The organism is Streptomyces capitiformicae (genome assembly GCF_002214185.1).
GTDB classification, from domain to species: Bacteria; Actinomycetota; Actinomycetes; order Streptomycetales; family Streptomycetaceae; genus Streptomyces; species Streptomyces capitiformicae.
The window spans coordinates 656,690-676,531 of the sequence record NZ_CP022161.1 but is presented as its reverse complement, the minus strand read 5'-3'; the positions used below and the strand labels follow the sequence as shown (position 1 = coordinate 676,531).

The 19,842-nt window shown below is 70.9% G+C and carries 18 protein-coding genes; 10 read left to right on the top strand and 8 right to left on the bottom strand.

Annotation, left to right across the window (positions count from 1 at the left end):
* Positions 1 to 41: 41 nt before the first annotated feature.
* The gene (locus CES90_RS02935; RefSeq protein WP_189781618.1) at positions 42 to 1,577 is read right to left on the bottom strand and encodes a leucyl aminopeptidase; all 1,536 of its coding nucleotides are present in this window, start codon (positions 1,575 to 1,577) and stop codon (positions 42 to 44) included.
* A gap of 324 nt (positions 1,578 to 1,901) precedes the next feature.
* Here CES90_RS02935 and CES90_RS02930 point away from each other — a divergent pair, with 324 nt between their 5' ends.
* Positions 1,902 to 2,711 (top strand): endo alpha-1,4 polygalactosaminidase, encoded by an 810-nt coding sequence (locus tag CES90_RS02930; protein ID WP_189781619.1) that lies wholly within the window; start codon positions 1,902 to 1,904, stop codon positions 2,709 to 2,711.
* 3 nt (positions 2,712 to 2,714) lie between these two features.
* Here CES90_RS02930 and CES90_RS02925 read toward each other — a convergent pair whose 3' ends face one another.
* Complete coding sequence (locus CES90_RS02925) at positions 2,715 to 3,536, bottom strand: adenosylcobinamide-GDP ribazoletransferase (protein ID WP_189781620.1); 822 nt, start codon at positions 3,534 to 3,536, stop codon at positions 2,715 to 2,717.
* A gap of 61 nt (positions 3,537 to 3,597) precedes the next feature.
* Between CES90_RS02925 and CES90_RS02920 the strand changes: the two genes are divergently transcribed.
* Positions 3,598 to 4,380, top strand: coding sequence for a hypothetical protein (locus CES90_RS02920; protein ID WP_189781621.1), 783 nt, complete (start codon positions 3,598 to 3,600; stop codon positions 4,378 to 4,380).
* Here CES90_RS02920 and CES90_RS02915 read toward each other — a convergent pair.
* Both CES90_RS02915 and cobT read right to left on the bottom strand, forming a co-directional pair.
* Positions 4,305 to 5,024 (bottom strand): hypothetical protein, encoded by a 720-nt coding sequence (locus CES90_RS02915; RefSeq protein WP_189781882.1) that lies wholly within the window; start codon positions 5,022 to 5,024, stop codon positions 4,305 to 4,307. The genes CES90_RS02920 and CES90_RS02915 overlap by 76 nt on opposite strands.
* Before the next feature lie 240 nt (positions 5,025 to 5,264).
* Positions 5,265 to 6,380 carry a nicotinate-nucleotide--dimethylbenzimidazole phosphoribosyltransferase gene (gene cobT, locus CES90_RS02910; RefSeq protein WP_189781622.1) on the bottom strand — a complete coding sequence of 372 codons (1,116 nt, stop codon included), beginning with the start codon at positions 6,378 to 6,380 and terminating at the stop codon, positions 5,265 to 5,267.
* A gap of 172 nt (positions 6,381 to 6,552) precedes the next feature.
* On the opposite strand from cobT, the gene CES90_RS02905 reads away from it, so the two are divergent.
* Positions 6,553 to 7,428: a class I SAM-dependent methyltransferase gene (locus CES90_RS02905; protein WP_189781623.1), complete on the top strand. Its 876-nt coding sequence runs from the start codon at positions 6,553 to 6,555 to the stop codon at positions 7,426 to 7,428.
* A gap of 6 nt (positions 7,429 to 7,434) precedes the next feature.
* Here CES90_RS02905 and CES90_RS02900 read toward each other — a convergent pair whose 3' ends face one another.
* Positions 7,435 to 8,643, bottom strand: a complete 1,209-nt coding sequence (locus CES90_RS02900; RefSeq protein ID WP_189781624.1) for a bifunctional adenosylcobinamide kinase/adenosylcobinamide-phosphate guanylyltransferase — start codon at positions 8,641 to 8,643, stop codon at positions 7,435 to 7,437.
* A 126-nt stretch (positions 8,644 to 8,769) separates the two neighbouring features.
* On the opposite strand from CES90_RS02900, the gene CES90_RS02895 reads away from it, so the two are divergent.
* A complete protein-coding gene (locus tag CES90_RS02895) occupies positions 8,770 to 8,982 on the top strand; it encodes a hypothetical protein (RefSeq protein WP_189781625.1) in 213 nt (70 codons plus the stop codon).
* A gap of 264 nt (positions 8,983 to 9,246) precedes the next feature.
* Here the strand turns inward: CES90_RS02895 and CES90_RS02890 are convergent, their stop codons facing one another.
* Both CES90_RS02890 and CES90_RS02885 read right to left on the bottom strand, forming a co-directional pair.
* Positions 9,247 to 9,957 carry a class I SAM-dependent methyltransferase gene (locus CES90_RS02890; RefSeq protein ID WP_189781883.1) on the bottom strand — a complete coding sequence of 237 codons (711 nt, stop codon included), beginning with the start codon at positions 9,955 to 9,957 and terminating at the stop codon, positions 9,247 to 9,249.
* Between the two features lie 83 nt (positions 9,958 to 10,040).
* A complete protein-coding gene (locus CES90_RS02885; protein WP_189781626.1) occupies positions 10,041 to 10,670 on the bottom strand; it encodes a DUF3043 domain-containing protein in 630 nt (209 codons plus the stop codon).
* Positions 10,671 to 10,916: 246 nt separating this feature from the next.
* On the opposite strand from CES90_RS02885, the gene CES90_RS02880 reads away from it, so the two are divergent.
* The 5 genes from CES90_RS02880 to CES90_RS02860 all read left to right on the top strand — a co-directional run bounded on the left by CES90_RS02880 (position 10,917) and on the right by CES90_RS02860 (position 17,777).
* On the top strand, positions 10,917 to 11,798 hold the full coding sequence (locus CES90_RS02880; protein ID WP_189781627.1) for a PspA/IM30 family protein: 882 nt from the start codon (positions 10,917 to 10,919) through the stop codon (positions 11,796 to 11,798).
* A 36-nt stretch (positions 11,799 to 11,834) separates the two neighbouring features.
* Positions 11,835 to 12,113, top strand: coding sequence for a PspA-associated protein PspAA (gene pspAA, locus CES90_RS02875; protein ID WP_189781628.1), 279 nt, complete (start codon positions 11,835 to 11,837; stop codon positions 12,111 to 12,113).
* Between the two features lie 301 nt (positions 12,114 to 12,414).
* The gene (locus CES90_RS02870; RefSeq protein WP_189781629.1) at positions 12,415 to 13,674 is read left to right on the top strand and encodes a sensor histidine kinase; all 1,260 of its coding nucleotides are present in this window, start codon (positions 12,415 to 12,417) and stop codon (positions 13,672 to 13,674) included.
* A 76-nt stretch (positions 13,675 to 13,750) separates the two neighbouring features.
* Positions 13,751 to 14,443 carry a response regulator gene (locus CES90_RS02865; protein ID WP_189781630.1) on the top strand — a complete coding sequence of 231 codons (693 nt, stop codon included), beginning with the start codon at positions 13,751 to 13,753 and terminating at the stop codon, positions 14,441 to 14,443.
* 193 nt (positions 14,444 to 14,636) lie between these two features.
* Positions 14,637 to 17,777 carry an efflux RND transporter permease subunit gene (locus CES90_RS02860; RefSeq protein WP_189781631.1) on the top strand — a complete coding sequence of 1,047 codons (3,141 nt, stop codon included), beginning with the start codon at positions 14,637 to 14,639 and terminating at the stop codon, positions 17,775 to 17,777.
* 139 nt (positions 17,778 to 17,916) lie between these two features.
* Here the strand turns inward: CES90_RS02860 and nadA are convergent, their stop codons facing one another.
* Positions 17,917 to 19,101, bottom strand: coding sequence for a quinolinate synthase NadA (gene nadA / locus CES90_RS02855; RefSeq protein WP_189781632.1), 1,185 nt, complete (start codon positions 19,099 to 19,101; stop codon positions 17,917 to 17,919).
* 347 nt (positions 19,102 to 19,448) lie between these two features.
* Here nadA and CES90_RS02850 point away from each other — a divergent pair, with 347 nt between their 5' ends.
* Positions 19,449 to 19,805 (top strand): iron-sulfur cluster assembly accessory protein, encoded by a 357-nt coding sequence (locus CES90_RS02850; RefSeq protein ID WP_030582488.1) that lies wholly within the window; start codon positions 19,449 to 19,451, stop codon positions 19,803 to 19,805.
* Positions 19,806 to 19,842 lie beyond the last annotated feature (37 nt).

The following is a 19,842-nucleotide window of genomic DNA, read 5'->3' as shown; positions in this document are numbered from 1 at the left end:
CGCAGCCGCCCGCGCCCCTCAGACATCGAGCTATTGGGCGCTCATCCCAGGTCACCCGCGGCAGCCAACTCCGCGAGCCGCACGAGAGTCCGCACCGCAGACCCGGTCCCACCCTTCGGCGTGTAACCGAACGGCCCGCCCTCGTTGAACGCAGGCCCCGCGATGTCCAGGTGAGCCCAGGTGATCCCCTCACCCACGAACTCCTTCAGGAACAGACCGGCGACCAGCCCACCCCCGTACCGCTCACCCATGTTCGCGATGTCGGCGGTGGGGGAGTCCATCCCCTTGCGCAGATGGTCCGGCAGCGGCATCGGCCAAGCCGCCTCACCGACCTCCTCCGCCGCCTCGTGCACCGCGGAGCGGAACGCGTCGTCGTTCGCCATGATCCCGAACGTCCGGTTCCCCAGCGCCAGCATCATCGCCCCGGTCAGCGTCGCCACATCCACGATCGCGTCCGGCTTGTCCTCCGACGCCTTGGCGAGCGCGTCGGCGAGCACCAGCCGGCCCTCGGCATCCGTGTTGAGGACCTCGACGGTCTTCCCGCTGTACATCCGCAGCACGTCACCCGGCCGTGTGGCGGAGCCGGACGGCATGTTCTCGGCCAGCGCGAGCCACCCGGTGACATTGACCTCCAGGCCCAGCCGAGCGGCGGCGACGACGGCCGCGAACACCGCGGCCGCCCCGCTCATGTCGCACTTCATCGTCTCGTTGTGCCCGGCGGGCTTCAGCGAGATACCGCCCGAGTCGTACGTGATGCCCTTGCCGACGAACGCCAGGTGCTTCTTCGCCTGGGCGGACGTGTACGACAGCTTCACCAGCCGGGGCGCGGCGGCCGAGCCCGCGCCGACGCCGAGGATGCCGCCGTAGCCGCCCTTGGCCAGCGCCTTCTCGTCGAGCACCTGCACCTTGATGCCGTGGTCCTTGCCCGCCGCCGAGGCGATGGCGGCGAACGCCTCGGGGTCGAGGTCGTTCGGCGGGGTGTTGATCAGGTCGCGGGCCCGGTTGAGCTCCTCGGTCACGGCGATCGCGCGCGCGGCGGCGGCCTTGTGGGCGTTGTCGCGCGGCTTGGCGCCGAGCAGGGCGACCTCGGCGAGCGGTGCCTTGCCGTTCTTCCCCTTGGCGGCGTTGTCCGAGGGCGCGTTCTGCTTGTAGGTGTCGAAGGAGTACGCGCCCAGCAGCGCGCCCTCCGCGATCGCGCCGACGGCCGCGGCGTCCTCGACCGGCAGCGCGAACGCCGCCTTCTTCGATCCGGCGAGCGCCCTGGCCGCGGCACCGGCCGCCCGGCGCAGCGCCTCGGCGCCGAACGAACCGTCCTTTTCGGGCTCCGCTCCCAGGCCCACCGCCACCACGAGCGGCGCCTTGAAGCCGGACGGTGCGGGCAGCTTCGTCACCTCGCCCTCCGCGCCCGAGGCGCCGAGGGTCTCCAGGACGCCGGCCAGCTTGCCGTCGTACGCCTTGTCCACAGCCTCGGCGCCGAGGGCTACGAGCGGCCCCTTGGCGCCCTTCGCGACACCGACCACGATCGCGTCGGCGCGGAGGCCCGACGCTGCGGCGGTGCTGAGAGTGAGAGCAGTCACGGTGGTGAAATCTCGCTTCCAATTGAGTTTCGTGGGCGAACAGATGGCGAACGGATGGAGTCGACGTGCCGAGAACGAGCCTAGGCCCTGTTCGGCCCATCGGATCTGGGGCACGGGGCCGATTGCGCACTCGCCTCCTGACGACGTCCGCTCCGACCAGCCTCCCCGACTTTCGGCTCGACCCGTGCAGGGAGATCCCCATGACTTCGCCGTAGGGGGATCCCTTATCGCGATCGCAACCCCAGGGCACCGCCGTGCACCGCGTGGTGCCCGGTGTCGGAGATCATCCGGGGGAACATTCCCTCACGCCCTGGAGCCCGCCCGATGAGCCGAGTCCTCGCCCGCAGTGCCCTGTTGTCCCTGCTCCTGCTGGTCGCGGGGTGCACGAGTGCCTCCGACGACAAGCCGGGGACCGGCCGGGAGGCTGCGGAGGGCGCCCGCTGGCAGCCGGAGCCCGGCACGGACTGGCAGTGGCAGCTCAGCGGCCGCCTCGACACCTCCGTGGATGTACCCGTGTACGACATCGACGGCTTCGACCAGCCGGCGGACACCGTCGCCGAGTTGCACGACGACGGCCGCAAGGTCATCTGCTATCTGTCGACCGGCGCCTGGGAGGACTGGCGCCCGGACGCCGACGAGTTCCCGAAGTCGGTGATAGGCAAGGGCAATGGCTGGGAGGGCGAGTACTGGCTCGACATCCGGCAGCTCGACGTCCTCGAACCCCTCATGGCCGAACGCATCGACATGTGCGCGGAGAAGGGCTTCGACGCGGTCGAGCCGGACAACATGGACGGCTATCGCAACAAGACCGGCTTCCCCCTCAAGGCCGCCGACCAGCTCCGCTACAACCGGCTGATCGCCCGCCTCGCCCATGAGCGGGGCCTCGCGGTGGGCCTGAAGAACGACCTCGACCAGATCCCCGAGCTCGTCGACGACTTCGACTTCGCGGTCAATGAGCAGTGTGCTCAGTACGAGGAGTGCGAGGAGCTGACGCCCTTCATCGAGGCCGGCAAGGCTGTCTTCCATGTCGAGTACGAGATGGAGACGGCCGACTTCTGCCCCGGGAGCCGACGCCTGGAACTCAGCTCGCTGCTGAAGAAGTGGGAGCTGGGGGTGTGGCGGGAGGCCTGCTGAGCCTCAGCCGAGTACGAGCTTGATCAGGGCGATCGTCGCCGCTGTCTCCGCCAGTGCGCCGAACACGTCACCCGTCACCCCGCCGAAGCGGCGCGTGCAGTGCCGCAGCAGCGCCTCGGCGGCGGCACAGGCGAAGACGACCGCGAGGACCGTGTCGAGGATGGCGCCGTACACCCCGAGGAGCGCGCACAAGCCGCCCGCGGCACACAGGACCAGGGCGGCCACGAGCAGCGCGTCCCGCACCCGCACGGTTCCCGCGACCGCCGCTCCCAGCCCTTCGGGGCGGGCCGGTGGCACGCCCTCGCGTGCGGCCAGGGTCAGCGCGAGCCGGGCCGTGGTCGCCGACACCACGGCCGCGAACGCACCCAGGGCCCAGGACTCGCCGTACAGCCCCGCGAGCGCGGCGACCTGGGTGAACAGCACGAACACGAGGGTGATCACGCCGAACGGCCCGATGTCCGACTGCTTCATGATCCGCAGCGCGTCTGCCGCGGGCTTGCCGCTGCCGAGCCCGTCGGCGGTGTCCGCGAGCCCGTCCAGATGCAGACCACGGGTGAGTACGGCCGGTACGGCCACGGAGGCCACGGCGGCGAGCAACGCCCCCGAGCCCAGGACCAGCAGGAGACCGCCGAGCGCGGCCGAGACCAGGCCGACCACCATCCCGGCGGCGGGCGCGCACAGCATTCCGGCGCGCGCGGCCTCGCGGTCCCAGCGGCTCACCGTCACCGGCAGCACGGTCAGGGTGCCGAAGGCGAAACGGAGGCCGTCGGAGAGCGTGGGCTTCGGCGCCGGAAGTGTGGGTTCGGGCTCGGGGGTCGTGGACACCGGCGCAGGGTACCGGGCGGGCTCGACGGCTCCCAGGGGCGGTCGTGGATAAAGTTCGCATATGGGTCACTGGTGGGAGCGGAACATCATCGAGCCGGGCAAACTGCCGCTGCTCCTCGCGCTCAGCGCGTTCGTGCTGACGTTCCTCATCACCCGGCTGATCACCCGTCTCATCCGGGCAGGCAAGGGGCCGTTCCGCAACATCAGCGGCAGCGGCGGCGTGCACATCCACCACGTCGTCCCCGGTGTCCTCCTCACCATCGTCGGCGGCTTCGGCTCAGTCGCCAGCGACGGGCACGGCTTCGGCGCGCTGATCGCCGCCACGCTGTTCGGCATGGGCGCCGGACTGGTGCTGGACGAGTTCGCGCTGATCCTGCACCTCCACGACGTCTACTGGAGCGAGCAGGGCCGCAAGAGCGTCGAAGTGGTGGTGCTGACGGCGGCCCTGGTCGGCCTGGTCCTCAGCGGCTTCCTCCCCTTCGGCGTCAACGACCTCAGCGAGGACGAACTCCAGGACCGCGGGACCGCCATGCTCAGCATCGGGACGAACTTCCTGATCGCCCTGATCGCGCTGAGCAAGGGCAAGGCACGGATGGCCATCTTCGGCGTGATCGTCCCGGTCATCGCCGTCATCGGCGCGATCCGCCTGGCCCGCCCCACCTCGGCCTGGGCCCGCCGCTTCTACCGCCGCCGCCCCCGCGCCCGAGCCAAGGCCCGACTGCGCGCTTACCACCACGACCGCCGCTGGGCCGGACCGAGCCGCCGCCTTCAGGACTGGATCGGCGGCACCCCGGACGCGGCCCCCGGCTCCGGGCGGGAGTCCGCCCCGGCCGACCGCCGCTGACGTACCGCGACGACCCCGCACACCACCAGCACGGCCGCGATCGCCGCCAGATGCTCCTTGCCCGCGAGGTTCTCCTTGACCAGCACCTCGACGACCATCGCCACGACCACCGCCCCCGCCGTCACCCAAGCCCGGTGACGCACCCCCACGAACACGGCGAGCGCGACCACGGCCGCCGACGGCCCGGTGTCCACGACCTGCGCGTCCGAGGCGGGCAACCCGAGCAAGGGGACGTCCGGGCCGAGCGCGACGCCCACGCGCGCGTACAGCGAGCCGGCCAGCGTGGCGACGTACGCGAGGGCCGGCATCCGCCATCGGCCGAGGCAGATCTCCGCGATCCCGAACACGAGCAGGATCTGCGCGAGCGCGCCCCACACGGGCAGATGCAGCGCCGGTACGAAAAGGGAGAGCGGGGTGCGCAGCAGAGCGAGCCAGAGCGGATCCTCGACGCGAACGGCACCGACGTTCTCGACGAACCGATGGCCCCAGGACTGACCGTGCACGAAGTGAAGGACGGCGGTCAGACACACGGCACCGACGGTCAGCGGAACCGCCCGCACCCCCCGCCGCACAAGAGCCGCCCGCACGACCCCGTACAACGCCCCCCACTCAACACGGGCCCAACGAGCGAAGGCCTCTCTCATGAACATGGAGACCGACCGGAACACGCCGAAGTTGAGTGAGACCTGAGTGATCTGAATCTCTCCGCGCCCCGTCAGGGGCGCGGGGCTGTGTCGATGTGCGGCTCCGCCGCGTGGGCGCGACCAGCCCCCACGCACCCGCACCCGACAACGCACCCATGGGGGTCGAAGGGGCGCAGCCCCTTGGGTGGGACGTGGATGGGACGGGTAGGGGCGGCGGGGGCGAAAAACTCCGTGGCAGCCCTACGTGGCATCCAGGTCGTCGATCACCGACTCCTCGACCTTGACCTTCTCCTCGGCCTCCTCGCCGAAGGCATCCCGCTCCGGAAGCTCCGCAGCCAACGCCGCCGCGGCCTGGACAAGCGGCAACGCCAACAACGCCCCCGCCCCCTCCCCGACCTTCACCCCATGGTCGAGCAGCGGCTCGATCGCCATCCGGTCCAGCGCCTTGGCCTGTGCCGGCTCCCCGCTGCCCTGCCCGGCGAGCCACCAGTCCGGCGCCCGGAAGGCCACCCGCTGGGCCACCAGCGCGCACGCGGCCGAGACGACCCCGTCCAGGATCACCGGCATCTTCCGCACCGCGCTCTGCAGCAGGAACCCGGTCATGGCCGCGAGATCCGCCCCACCCACGGTCGCCAGCAGCGTCAGCTGATCACCGAGCACCGGCCGGGCCCGCCGCAGAGTGTCCCGCACGGCCGCGCACTTCCGCATCCACGTCAGATCGTCGATCGCCCGACCGCCCCGCCCGGTGACGACGGACGCGTCGGTCCCGCACAGCCCGGCGACGAGCACCGCCGCCACCGTGGTCCCCCCGACGCTCACATCACCGAGGACGACGAGGTCGGTCCCGGAGTCGGCCTCCTCGTCCGCGAGTGCGACGCCCACCCGGAACGCGGCCTCCGCCTCCTCGATCGTCAGCGCGTCCTCGACATCGATCCGTCCGGACCCGCGCCGCACCCGATGCCGTACCACCTCCTCGGGCAGCGACTCCGGGTCGCAGTCGAGCGCCAGGTCCACCACGCGCACGGGTACGTCGAGCCGCCGGGCGAGCACCGACACCGGGCTGCTTCCGTCGAGCACGGCCCGCACCAGTTGGTCGGCGGTGCCCGCGGCCCGCGCGGAGACGCCGAGTCCGGCCACGCCGTGGTCGCCCGCGAACAAGAGCACCCGGGCCTGTCGGATCGGCCGCACCGGTACGGCCGACTGCGCCGCCGCCAGCCACTCACCCAGGTCGTCGAGGCGGCCCAGCGCCCCGGGCGGCACGATCTGCCGCTCCCGCCGCGCCTCGGCATCGCGGCGCACCCCACCGTCGGGGCGCTCGATCAGATCGGTGAAGTCGTCGAGATTAAGCGAGCTCATTCGCCGAACAGTACCGGCAGCGATCGAACACGACCGCGCCACACCGGGACCCACAGCGTTCCAAGCCTTCACCGCACCACCGGCACGTCATTGCACCGGGGAGCCCGATCACTTCCGTACCTTTTTGAGGCCAATGTCCGCACGTGCGTCGCCGTCGCCCCCAGGAGCCGCCATGCCCTCCACCCCGCGGCCGGACCCCGGCCAACTCGCCCCGGGTCCCGATCCCTTCCACGAACCGCGCCGCGACGACTGCCCCTGGTGCGGCTCGCGGAGGTTGCGCACGCGGGTGCGCGCGCCGGAGGGGGAGCGGCGCACGCCGAGCACGTACGCCGCCGTCGACGAGTGCCGGGACTGCTCCCACGTCTTCCAGAACCCCCGGCCCACCCCCGAGGGTCTGCTCCTGTGGCACCGTCGGCAGCCCGTCGAGGACCACATCCACGCGAACCCCGCCGGACGCCTGCGCCGCCGGCACCACCGCGCCGCCGCGCGCGCGATGCTGCCGTACGCCGAGCCCGAGAGCTGGCTCGACGTCGGCACCGGACTCGGCCACTTCCCGGAGACCGCGCGCGAGGTCCACCCGTACACCGCCTTCGACGGCCTCGACCCGACGGAACGCGTCGAACGGGCGCGGGCGGCCGGGCGGATCGAGGAGGCGCACCAGGGCCTGCTCACTGACCCGGCGATCGCCGCCCGGCTGCGCGCCCGTTACGACGTGGTCAGCATGTTCCACCACCTGGAACACACCACCGACCCCCGCGAGGAGCTCCGCGCCGCCCGCACCGTCCTGCGCCCCGACGGCCACCTCCTCGTCGAAGTCCCGGACCCCGCCCGCCCGTTCGGCACCCTGCCGCACGGCCGGTGGTGGCCCCGGAAGACGCACGACAGACCGCGCCCCCTCCACCTCATGCCCCCACGCAACCTGCTCGCCGAACTGGAGGCCCAGGGCTATCAGGTGATCGCCACGCGGGCCTGCGCGCCCTTCCCGCCCCGCGCCCACCGCATCCTCGCGCGCCGCACAACACTCCCGGCCGCCCCCTCAGCCCCGTAGGGCTCCTCAGCCCCGTAGGGGCAGTGCCTGGCCCGCCACCACCAGCAGCACGTGCTCGCACTCCGCCGCGAACGCCGCGTTCAGCCGCCCGAGTTCGTCGCGGTAACGCCGCCCGGAGGCGGTGGCCGGCACGATGCCCGACCCCACCTCGTTGGAGACGGCGACGACGGTACGGCGGGTGTGCCGCACGGCCTCGGCCAGCTCGCTCACCCGCGCCCGGAGCGCACGCTCTCCGCCCCCCGCCCACTCCGCGTCGTCCCAGGCCTCCACCGCGTCCATGACATCCGTCAGCCACAGCGACAGACAGTCGATGAGCAGCGGCGCGCCGTCGTCGTCCTTCAACAGCGGTACGAGGTCACAGGTCTCGACGGTGCGCCAGGACCCGGGCCGCCGCTCACGATGGGCGGCGACCCGCGCGGCCCACTCCGTGTCCCCGCCCCGCAGCCCGCCGGTGGCCACGTACAGCACGTCCGGAAACGCCTCCAGCCGCCGCTCGGCCTCCACCGACTTCCCCGACCGAGCCCCACCGAGCACCAGCGTGCGCCGAGGCACATCCGGTACGTCCTCGTACACACCCACCGTCAACGTCGTCCCGTCCGGCACGGCACGCGCCCCCACCGCGGCGAGCCGTCGCGTCAACTCGCCGCCCGGTGGCACGTCATGGTCGATGTGCACGGCGATGACATCGGTGGTCGCCCCGACGGCCCTCACGGCCCGCAACCTCGCCAGCGCGTCGGGCCGCCCCAGGACATCGACGACGACCATGTCGTACGGCTCTACTCCCTCCTGGTCCTCCACCCCGGCGGGCGCACCCCCCGGCGGCAGATACAGCACCCGCTGCCCACTCGGCCCGGTCACCGCGTACCCCGTCCCCGGCGCGTCCAGCGCCAGCGCCCGCACCCGGTGCCCGGTGAGCAGCGCCAGTTCCCGCCCGTCCGGCACCCGCCCCGGCTGCGGCACCCCGGCCGGCACCTCCAGCGCGGGCCCGTCATGCGGATGCGACAGCAGTACCTGCCGCACCCCGGCCAGCGAGTGCCCGGCCCGCGCGGCCGCGAGAGCGGCACCGGGCGTCAGGTCGAGCAACAACGTGCCATCCACAAGCACCGCGGTCGCCCCCCGCGCGGCCACACCGAGCGCGGTCGCACACGCCGCACACGGACAGTCGGGGCGGGGCAGCCCCGCGGGGGCACCGGTGCCGAGCAAAGTCAGTTCCACACCCCCGATTTTCCCGTGTCCCCATGAACACCCGCAGGTCTTGCGCGTCCGACTAGGCTCAGAGGGAACCGGATCTTGCTCGGTCACTGTGTGTGCGGTGCCGGGCCGGTACTTACGGAGGCTCACATGGCGGCATGGATGTGGCGGTTCGAGAAGGCCGACGGGGCGGAGGTCCAGCCCGCGGTCCAGCCCGAGGAGTTCACCACCCAGGGCGACGCCGAGTCCTGGATCGGCGAACACTGGCGGGCCCTCCTGGACGGCGGCGCCGACCAGGTCCGCCTCTTCGAGGACACGACGGAGATCTACGGCCCGATGAGCCTGCATGCGGCGGACGCGTAGCCGCTCCGCGGGGGGCGGGGTTTAGACACGGGGCTCCGCCCTGAAACCCCGCGGGAGAGCTCGGGGGCGCGGAATCGTGGGCGGCTGCGGGTGATGTGTGGTCGCTCGCGCAGTTCCCCGCGCCCCTTCAGGGGCGCGGGGCTGTGTCGATGTGCGGCTCCGCCGCGTGGGCGCGACCAGCCCCCACCCGCCCGCACCCGAGAGTGGGGGAGGGACGGGTAAGAGTGGGGGAGGGACGGGTAGGGGCGGCGGGGGCGAGAAAACTCAGCCCCGCACCCCGCACAGGTGCAACAACGCCGCCACCTGCCGATAAGGATCCGTCCGCCCGGCCCGCTCCTCCGCCGCGAGCAACGCCTCCAGATCCCCGGGCCCCTCAGGAACAACCGCGTCGTCCGCGGCCAGATCCGTGAACACCCGCACCCCGTACCACGCATGCAGCGGCGCCCCGATCCCCGCGAGCGTATCCGTCAACGCCCCCAGTCGGTCCGCCCGCACATCGAGCCCGAGCCGATTCCGATACGCGGTCGTGTCGAACGCGGCCAACGCCCCCGCCCAGTCCCCGGCCAGCCCCGCCCGCATCGCCAGCGCGTCACCGTTGCGCACCAGCAGCGACAACAGCCCCCCGGGCGCCAGCATCCGAGCCAGCCCGGCCAGCAGCGCATCGGGCTCCTCGACGTACATCAGCACGCCATGGCAGAGCACCACATCGAAGCTGCCCGGCAGGAAGTGCACCCCCGTGTCCCGCCCGTCGCCCTCGACGATCCGCATCCGCCCCCGGATGCCCTCGGGCTCGGCGGCCAGCGCCTCCCGGGCCACGGCGATCAGCTTCGTCTCGCGCTCGAGACCGGTCACCTGGTGCCCGGCCCGGGCCAGCCGCAGCGCCTGCGTCCCCTGCCCCATACCGACGTCGAGCACCCGCAGCCGCTGCCCGACGGGGAAGCGTCCGGCTATCTGCTCGTCGACCTGGCGGGACACCAGTTCCTGCCGTACGACCTCACGCAACGTCCCCAGTCGTTTGAGCCAGGCCTCGGCCGCACCCCCGGAGAACGTCGTCGTGCTCAGGGCCGCTCTCCGCGCTTGACCAGCGGCTTCGGCAGCCGAAGGCGACGCATCTGGAGGGTGCGCATCAGGGCGTAGGCGACGGCGCCCTTCTTGTTCTCGTTCGGGAAGCGGGTGTTCAGCTGCTTCTTCAGCCGGATCCCGAGACCGATCGAGTCGACGACGATCAGGATGATCACGAAGAGCCACAGCAGCAGCGCGATGTTCTGCAGCGCCGCCACCTGCACCATGCTCAGCACGAGGATGAGCACGGCCAGCGGCAGGAAGAACTCCGCGATGTGGAAGCGGGAGTCCACATAGTCACGGGCGAACCTGCGCACCGGGCCTTTGTCCCGCGCGGGCAGATAGCGCTCGTCACCGGTGGCCAGCGCCTGGCGCTGCTTCTCCAGCGCGGCGCGGCGCTCGTCGCGGGAGCGCTTGGCGGCCTCCTTGCGCGTCGTCGGCGTGTTGGCCACGCTCCGACGCTGGGACTGGGCCTCACTCCGCTTGGGGGTGGGCCGCCCCTTGGGGGCCTGCGGGTCACGGGTCTGCTTGGAGTCGGTCACCGGCGCCTTGTCGGCGGCCGTGTCCTTCTCGCTCTTGGCGCGGCTACGAAACACAAAACCCAAGGGTACGGGGTACCAGGGCATGGACCCCAGCAGAGTGGGGAACGATCCGGCAACACCCGGCGTCTGTGCCGGTGACAGAACGGGGGCGAAGGTGGCTGGAAACCCTGTGGAAGGGAGAGGGCGGTAGGGGTTCGCCCGTGGGGGATCTGAGGTTTTCCGGGGGGCGGCCCGTACGTAACCCCGGGAGACACCTACTCCCTACGCCGGATCAGTGCCGCGCACAGTCGTCCTTGGGGATGAGCGCATCCGTCCCCGAACAGTGCGGTAATGGATGCAGGGCCCGTACTGTGGGTTCTGTCGCAGACCTGTGAGCTGGAGTCCGTCAGAAGGGGGCGCGCGAAGCCCATGAGCGGTGTCATGAAGCGTATGGGGATGATCTTCCGCGCGAAGGCGAACAAGGCCCTTGACCGGGCCGAGGACCCGCGCGAGACCCTCGATTACTCGTATCAGAAGCAGCTGGAGCTGCTCCAGAAGGTGCGGCGCGGCGTCGCCGACGTCGCCACGTCGCGCAAGCGCCTCGAACTGCAGCTCAACCAGCTCCAGTCCCAGTCCTCCAAGCTGGAGGACCAGGGCCGCAAGGCGCTCGCGCTCGGCCGGGAGGACCTGGCCCGCGAGGCGCTCTCCCGGCGCGCCGCGCTCCAGCAGCAGGTGACGGACCTGGAGACGCAGCACTCCACCCTCCAGGGCGAGGAGGAGAAGCTCACCCTCGCCGCCCAGCGCCTTCAGGCCAAGGTCGACGCCTTCCGTACGAAGAAGGAGACGATCAAGGCCACGTACACCGCCGCCCAGGCCCAGACCCGCATCGGTGAGGCCTTCTCCGGCATCTCCGAGGAGATGGGTGACGTCGGCCTCGCCATCCAGCGCGCCGAGGACAAGACCGCGCAGCTCCAGGCCCGCGCCGGCGCCATCGACGAGCTCCTCGCCTCCGGCGCCCTCGACGACCCCTCCGGTATGCACAAGGACGACATCCAGGCCGAGCTGGACCGCCTCTCCGGTGGTACGGACGTCGAGCTGGAGCTCCAGCGCATGAAGGCGGAGCTGGCCGGCGGCCCCTCCGCGCAGCAGCAGGCCATCGAGGGCGGCACCGGCCAGGGCTCCGCCCAGCAGCAGTCCCAGCAGCAGGACACCCCCCGCTTCGACAAGCAGTAGTACACACCGTTGGGTCCCACGCCTGAGGAGGGCGACATGATCGTACGGATCATGGGGGAGGGGCAGGTGAAGCTGGCCGACAGCCACTTCGCCGAGTTGAACAAGCTGGACGACGAACTCCTGGCGGAAATGGAGAACGGCGACGGCCCCGGCTTCCGCCACACCCTCCACGCCCTCCTCGACAAGGTCCGAGCCCTGGGCACCCCGCTCCCGGACGACTCCCTGGAACCCTCCGAATTGATCCTCCCGGCCCCCGACGCGACCCTGGAGGAAGTCAGGACCATGCTGAGCGGCGACGGCCTGATCCCCGGGTGACCCGTTCCCTCGCGCGGGAGAGCTCGGGGGTTTGGGTTCGTTGGCGGGTGCGGGTTCGTGGGGGCCTGTCGCGCAGTTCCCCGCGCCCCTGAAAGACACGGCCCTGCGGGCCGCTGAAAGCGGGGCGCAGCCCCTGCTTTTCAGGGGCGCGGGGCTGCGCCGATGTGCGGCTCCGCCGCGTGGGCGCGACAAGCCCCACCCCCCGCGCCCGCCAACGAACCCAACCCTCCGAACTCCAAGGCGCCCGGCTCAGCGGCGCAGCCTCACGGCGCGGGCGAAGAACCCCGTACCGTGAACCCCCGTGAGCATCCTCCACCGAGCCAGGACCTTCCTGACAGCGCACCCCCTCGCGCTGGACGCCACCCTCGCCCTCGGCGTCCTCGTCTGCATGGTGGCCCGCTCCCACATCGACCCCCACGCCGAACACGGCGACAAGTGGGGCACCCGCACCCCCGACACCCTCGGCATCACCCTCATGGTTCTCGCCGCCGCGGTCCTGACCGCCCGCCGCCGCGCCCCCATGCCCGTACTGGCGGCCACCTCCGCCCTCACCGAGGTCGCACTGATCGCCGGCGACCCCCGAGCCCCCGTCGTGATGGCCACCGTCATCGCCCTCTACACCGTCGCCTCCACCAGGGACCGCCCCACCACCTGGCGCGTCGGCCTGCTCACGATGACGGTCCTCACCGGCACGGCCATGCTGGTCGGCCCCTATCCCTGGTACGACCAGGAGAACGTCGCCATCTTCGCCTGGACCGGCATGGCCGCGGCGGCCGGCGACGCGGTCCGCAGCCGCCGAGCCTTCGTCGACGCCATCCGCGAACGCGCGGAACGCGCGGAACGCACCCGCGAGGAGGAGGCCCGCCGCCGCGTCGCCGAGGAACGCCTCCGTATCGCCCGTGACCTGCACGACGTCGTCGCCCACCACATCGCCCTCGTCAACGTCCAGGCCGGAGTCGCCTCCCACGTCATGGACAAGCGCCCCGACCAGGCCAAGGAGGCCCTCGCCCACGTCCGCGAGGCCAGCCGCTCCGCCCTCAACGAACTCCGCGCCACGGTCGGCCTGCTCCGCCAGTCCGGCGACCCCGAGGCCCCCACCGAACCCGCCCCCGGCCTGGAACGGCTCGGCGAACTCGTCGGCACCTTCCACAGTGCGGGCCTCGCGGTCGAGGTCGCCTGCGCCGACCAGCACACCGCCCTCCCGGCCGCCGTCGACCTCGCCGCGTACCGGGTCATCCAGGAAGCCCTCACCAATGTGCGCAAGCACGCGGGCCAGCAAGCGAAGGCCGAGGTCAGCGTCGTACGCGTAGGCCCGAACATGGAGATCACCGTCCTCGACAACGGCGCCGGACACGACGGCACCGGGCCCGGCGAGAGCGAGAGCGAGAGCAAGAGCAAGGGCGACGGCGGCGGCCACGGCCTCCTCGGCATGCGCGAACGCGTCAGCGCCCTCGGCGGCACCCTCACCACCGGCCCCCGCTACGGAGGCGGCTTCCGCGTCCATGCGATCCTGCCGCTCCAGAGCCGACCGACGACCACCGAAGAGACCGTACGACCGTAAGCCGCGTGCAGCCGTGAAAGCCGTGAAAGCCGTGCCGACGTGAAGGCCCTGCATCCGTGACCCCGGGGGACCCCATATGACCATCCGTGTCCTGCTCGCCGACGACCAGGCCCTGCTGCGCAGCGCCATCCGGGTGCTCGTCGACTCCGAGGCGGACATGGAGGTCGTGGGGGAGGCCTCGGACGGGGCGGAGGCGGTGCGGGTGGCCAAGGAGGCGCGCGCCGACGTCGTACTGATGGACATCCGGATGCCCGGCACGGACGGCCTGGCCGCCACCCGCCTGATCAGCGCGGATCCGGCCCTCGCCCACGTACGCGTCGTCATCCTCACCACCTTCGAGGTCGACGACTACGTCGTGCAGTCGCTGCGCGCCGGCGCCTCCGGCTTCCTCGGCAAGGGTTCCGAGCCGGAGGAACTGCTGAACGCGATCCGGATCGCCGCCGGCGGCGAGGCGTTGCTCTCGCCCGCCGCGACCAAGGGTCTGATCGCCCGGTTCCTCGCCCAGCCGGACGACTCGGCTGGCGGCGGCGAGGGCGGTGACACGGCCCGCTCCGAGCGGCTCGCCACCTTGACGAGCCGCGAGCGCGAGGTGGTCGTGCAGGTCGCCGGAGGGCACTCCAACGACGAGATCGCCGAGCGTCTGGAGGTCAGCCCGCTGACGGTGAAGACGCACGTCAACCGGGCCATGGCGAAACTCGGCGCCCGCGACCGCGCCCAACTGGTGGTATTCGCCTACGAGTCGGGACTGGTACGCCCAAGGGTGGACTGAACTCCGCCCGGGCCTACACCCAACGGAGTAGGCGCGGGATAAGGAAATGGCCCTGGGAGGCGACGGATCGAGGGCCTTGATGGCCCAGGGTATGAGTGAGCGCTCACATCTGCGTCACATGGGCAATACAGGCCACATATGTGCGCACGCGCTCGTCGTCCGCCCACGCCACAGAAGAGAGATCGGGTCACCCATGTCCTGGCTGTCTCGGTTCAGCCTCGCACAACGGGCCCTCGTCGGTCTGATGTCGATCATCGCGCTCGCCTTCGGGGCGATCGCGATACCCCAGCTCAAGCAGCAACTGCTGCCCACCATCGAACTGCCCATGGTGTCCGTGCTCGCGCCGTACCAGGGCGCGTCCCCGGACGTGGTCGAGAAGCAGGTCGTCGAGCCCATCGAGGACAGCCTCGAAGCCGTCGACGGCATCACGGGCTTCACCTCCACCGCCAGCGAGGGCAACGCCGTGATCATGGCGTCCTTCGACTACGGCCCCGACACCAAGCAGCTGGTCGCCGACGTCCAGCAGGCCGTCAACCGCGCCCGGACCCAGCTCCCGGACGACGTGGACCCGCAGGTCATCGCGGGCTCGACGGACGACATGCCCACCGTGGTCCTCGCCGTGTCCTCCGGTGACGACCAGCAGGCCCTCGCCGACCGGATCGACCGCACCATTGTCCCCACCCTGGAGGACATCGACGGCGTCGGCCAGGTCACCATCGACGGCGTACGGGACGTCCAGATCACCGTCACGCCCGACGACGCGAAGCTGGCGAAGGCGGGCCTGACCACGATGGCCCTCTCCCAGGCCCTCCAGGCCGGTGGCGTCACCGTCCCCGCGGGCTCCTTCGACGAGGACGGCGCCAACCGCACCGTCCAGGTCGGCGGCGGCTTCACCTCGCTGCAGCAGATCGAGGACCTGATGGTCCGCGGCCAGGGCGAGGGCGGGGGCGAGGGCGCCAAGGAGCCCGTACGCCTCGCCGACGTCGCCACGGTCAAGGAGGAGGAGGCCAAGGCCGAGTCCATCACCCGTACGAACGGCAAGCCCAGCCTCGCGGTCATGGTCACCATGGACCGGGACGGCAGCGCGGTCGCCATCTCCGAGGCCGTCGAGGACAAGCTGTCCGAGATGCGCCGGGACGTGGGCCCCGGAGCCACCGTCACCGTGGTCAGCGACCAGGGCCCGGCGGTCTCCAAGTCCATCGACGGTCTGACGACCGAGGGCGCGCTGGGCCTGGTCTTCGCGGTCCTGGTCATCCTCGTTTTCCTGGCGTCGATCCGTTCGACCCTCGTCACCGCGGTGTCGATCCCGCTGTCGGTGGTGCTGGCCCTGATCGTGCTGTGGACCCGTGACCTCTCCCTCAACATGCTGACGCTGGGCGCGCTGACCATCGCCGTCGGCCGCGTCGTCGACGACTCGATCGTCGTCCTGGAGAACATCAAGCGCCACCTCGGCTACGGCGAGGAGCGCCAGGAGGCCATCCTCAAGGCGGTCCGTGAGGTCGCCGGCGCGGTCACGTCCTCCACGCTGACGACGGTCGCCGTCTTCCTCCCGATCGGCCTGACCGGCGGCATGGTGGGCGAGCTGTTCGGCAGCTTCTCGCTGACGGTGACGGCGGCCCTGCTGGCCTCCCTCCTCGTCTCACTGACGGTCGTCCCGGTCCTGTCGTACTGGTTCCTGCGCGCGCCCAAGGGCACGCCCGGGGACGCCGAGGAAGCCCGCCGACAGGCGGAGGAGAAGGAGGCGAAGAGCCGCCTCCAGCGCTTCTACGTCCCCGTCCTGCGCTTCGCCACGCGGCGCCGGCTGACGAGCGTGGCCATCGCGGTCGTCGTCCTGATCGGCACGTTCGCCATGGCCCCGCTGCTGAAGACGAACTTCTTCGACCCGGGCGACCAGGAAGTCCTCAGCGTCAAGCAGGAGTTGAAGCCCGGCACCAGCCTCGCGGCGACGGACGAGCAGACGCAGAAGGTCGAGAAGCTGCTCGCCGACACCAAGGGCGTCAAGGACTACCAGGTCACCGTCGGCTCCTCCGGCTTCATGGCGGCCTTCGGCGGCGGCACGGGCTCCAACGGGGCCTCGTACAGCGTCATGCTGGACGACTCGGCGTCCGCCGCGGACGTCCAGGACCGCATCGAGGCGGGCCTGAGGAAGCTCTCCGGCATCGGTACGACGACCATCGCGGCCGGTGACGGCTTCGGCAACCAGAACCTGAGCGTTGTGGTGAAGTCCGCCGACGCCGAGGTGCTGCGCAAGGCGGCGGACCAGGTCCGTGACGTGGTCTCGACCATGGACAACGTCACCGACGTGACCAGCGACCTGGCCCAGAGCGTGCCCCGTATCTCGGTCAAGGCCAACGACAAGGCGGCCGCGGCCGGCTTCGACGACCAGACCCTCGGCGCGGCCGTCGCCCAGGCCGTCCGCGGTACGACCAGCGGGCGGGCCGTCCTCGACGACACCGAGCGGGACGTCGTCATCAGGTCGGCGAACCCCGCCGAGACGCTGGACGAGCTGAAGGACCTGCCCCTCGGCGCGGTGAAGCTGGGCGACGTCGCGACCGTCGAGCTCGTGGACGGCCCGGTCTCCATGACCCGTATCGACGGTCAGCGGGCCGCGACGATCACGGCGAAGCCCAAGGGCGACAACACGGGCGCGATCAGCACGGACCTCACGGCCAAGCTGGACGCTCTCAAACTCCCCGCGGGCGCCACGGCCGAGATCGGCGGCGTCTCCTCGGACCAGGACGAGGCCTTCGCCTCGCTGGGCCTCGCGATGCTCGCGGCGATCGCGATCGTCTTCATGCTGCTGGTCGCGACCTTCCGGTCCCTGATCCAGCCGCTGATCCTGCTGGTCTCGATCCCGTTCGCGGCCACGGGCGCACTCGGCCTGCTGGTGATCACCGGCACGCCGATGGGCGTTCCCGCGATGATCGGCATGCTGATGCTGATCGGCATCGTGGTGACGAACGCGATCGTCCTGATCGACCTGATCAACCAGTACCGCCGACAGGGCTACAGCACCGTCGAGGCGGTCATCGAGGGCGGCCGCCACCGCCTCCGCCCGATCCTGATGACGGCCCTGGCGACCATCTTCGCCCTCCTGCCCATGGCGTTGGGCATCACCGGCGAGGGCGGCTTCATCGCCCAGCCCCTGGCGGTGGTCGTCATCGGCGGCCTGATCACCTCGACCCTGCTGACGCTGCTGCTGGTCCCGACCCTCTACGCGATGGTGGAACTCCGGAAGGAACGCCGCGCGAAGAAGAAGGCCGCGAAGAGGGCGGGTGCGCCGACCAAGGCGACGGAGCCGGAGCCGGAGTCCCCGGAGCCGGCGGGCGTGTAAGGGCCGTCCCGCCCAGGGGCGCGGGGAACTGCGCGACCAGCCACGACGAATCCGCACCCGAAGATCCTCTACGGCCGCGAACAAACGGGGTGCCCCTCACCAAGAGGGGCACCCCATCGGCGTACGCACAGCGCGAGCGTTACGGCAACGCCAGCATCCGCTCAAGCGCCAGCTTCGCGAACGCCTCCGTCTCCTTGTCGACCTCGATGCGGTTGACGAGGGTGCCCTCGGCCAGCGACTCCAGGGTCCAGACCAGGTGGGGCAGGTCGATGCGGTTCATGGTGGAGCAGAAGCAGACCGTCTTGTCGAGGAACACGATCTCCTTGCCCTCGGGAGCGAAACGGTTCGCCAGACGGCGGACCAGGTTCAGCTCGGTCCCGATGGCCCACTTGGACCCGGCGGGCGCGGCCTCCAGAGCCTTGATGATGTACTCGGTCGAGCCGACATAGTCCGCCGCCGCCACGACCTCGTGCTTGCACTCGGGGTGGACCAGGACATTCACGCCGGGAATCCGGGCCCGCACGTCCTCGACCGACTCCAGGCTGAAGCGCCCGTGCACCGAGCAGTGCCCCCGCCAAAGAATCATCTTCGCGGCCCGCAGCTGCTCGACGGTGACGCCCCCACCCGGCTTGTGCGGGTTGTAGACGACACAGTCGTCGAGCGACATCCCCATGTCCCGCACCGCGGTGTTCCGCCCCAGATGCTGGTCCGGCAGGAACAGCACCTTCTCCCCCTGCTCGAAGGCCCAGTCCAGGGCCCGTTTCGCGTTCGAGGAGGTGCAGATCGTGCCACCGTGCTTACCGGTGAACGCCTTGATGTCGGCGGAGGAGTTCATGTACGAGACGGGCACGACCTGCTCGGCTATCCCGGCCTCGGTGAGCACGTCCCAGCACTCGGCGACCTGCTCGGCCGTCGCCATGTCCGCCATCGAACAGCCCGCCGCCAGATCCGGCAGGACCACCTTCTGGTCGTCGGAGGTCAGGATGTCCGCCGACTCGGCCATGAAGTGCACACCGCAGAACACGATGTACTCCGCCTCGGGCCGCGCCGCCGCGTCCCGGGCCAGCTTGAAGGAGTCGCCCGTGACGTCCGCGAACTGGATGACCTCGTCGCGCTGGTAGTGGTGGCCGAGCACGAAGACCTTGTCCCCGAGCTTCTCCTTGGCCGCGCGGGCGCGCTCCACCAGGTCGGGGTCGGAGGGGGAGGGGAGGTCGCCGGGACACTCGACACCGCGCTCGCTCCTCGGGTCGGCCTCACGGCCGAGCAGCAGCAGGGCGAGGGGCGTCGGCTGTACGTCGAGCTCCTGGGTCTGGGCGGTGGTCACGACACACACCCTTTCTGTTCTGCGGCTCGCCGGCCCGGGGAGGGCCGGCGGGACATACGGGCTAAGCCTTTTCGTCGAAATGACGCTATCTATCATAACCGCTTCGCGTCACGTTGACGATGGTCATAGTGTCGATGTGACGTGAATCCCGAAGGCTTGCGAAACCCGAAGGCTTGCGAAACCCGCAGGCTTGTCCACAGGCTTCTGTCGACACTCCGGCGCATGTGCGAGCATGAAAGAAGCCCAACCGAAGACCCAAAGACATGTGCTCCGTCCGGAATGAATCCACGGCCCCGCCGGTTGCACTCGTCAGCAAGCAGTCTCCGTACAACCCGGGAGAGATGTAGATGTCCGTATCGGACGAGACCAGCACCGTCACCGACGGCATCATCCTGTCCGACGCCGCCGCGGCGAAGGTCAAGGCCCTGCTCGACCAGGAAGGCCGTGACGATCTGGCGCTGCGCGTCGCCGTTCAGCCCGGCGGCTGCTCCGGTCTGCGCTACCAGCTCTTCTTCGACGAGCGTTCCCTCGACGGTGACGTCGTCAAGGACTTCGGCGGTGTCAAGGTCGTCACCGATCGTATGAGCGCTCCCTACCTGGGCGGCGCGTCCATCGACTTCGTCGACACCATCGAGAAGCAGGGCTTCACGATCGACAACCCGAACGCGACGGGCTCCTGCGCCTGCGGCGACTCCTTCAGCTGAGCCCCCGCACATCCCGTAGCGCTACGCATACGAAGGC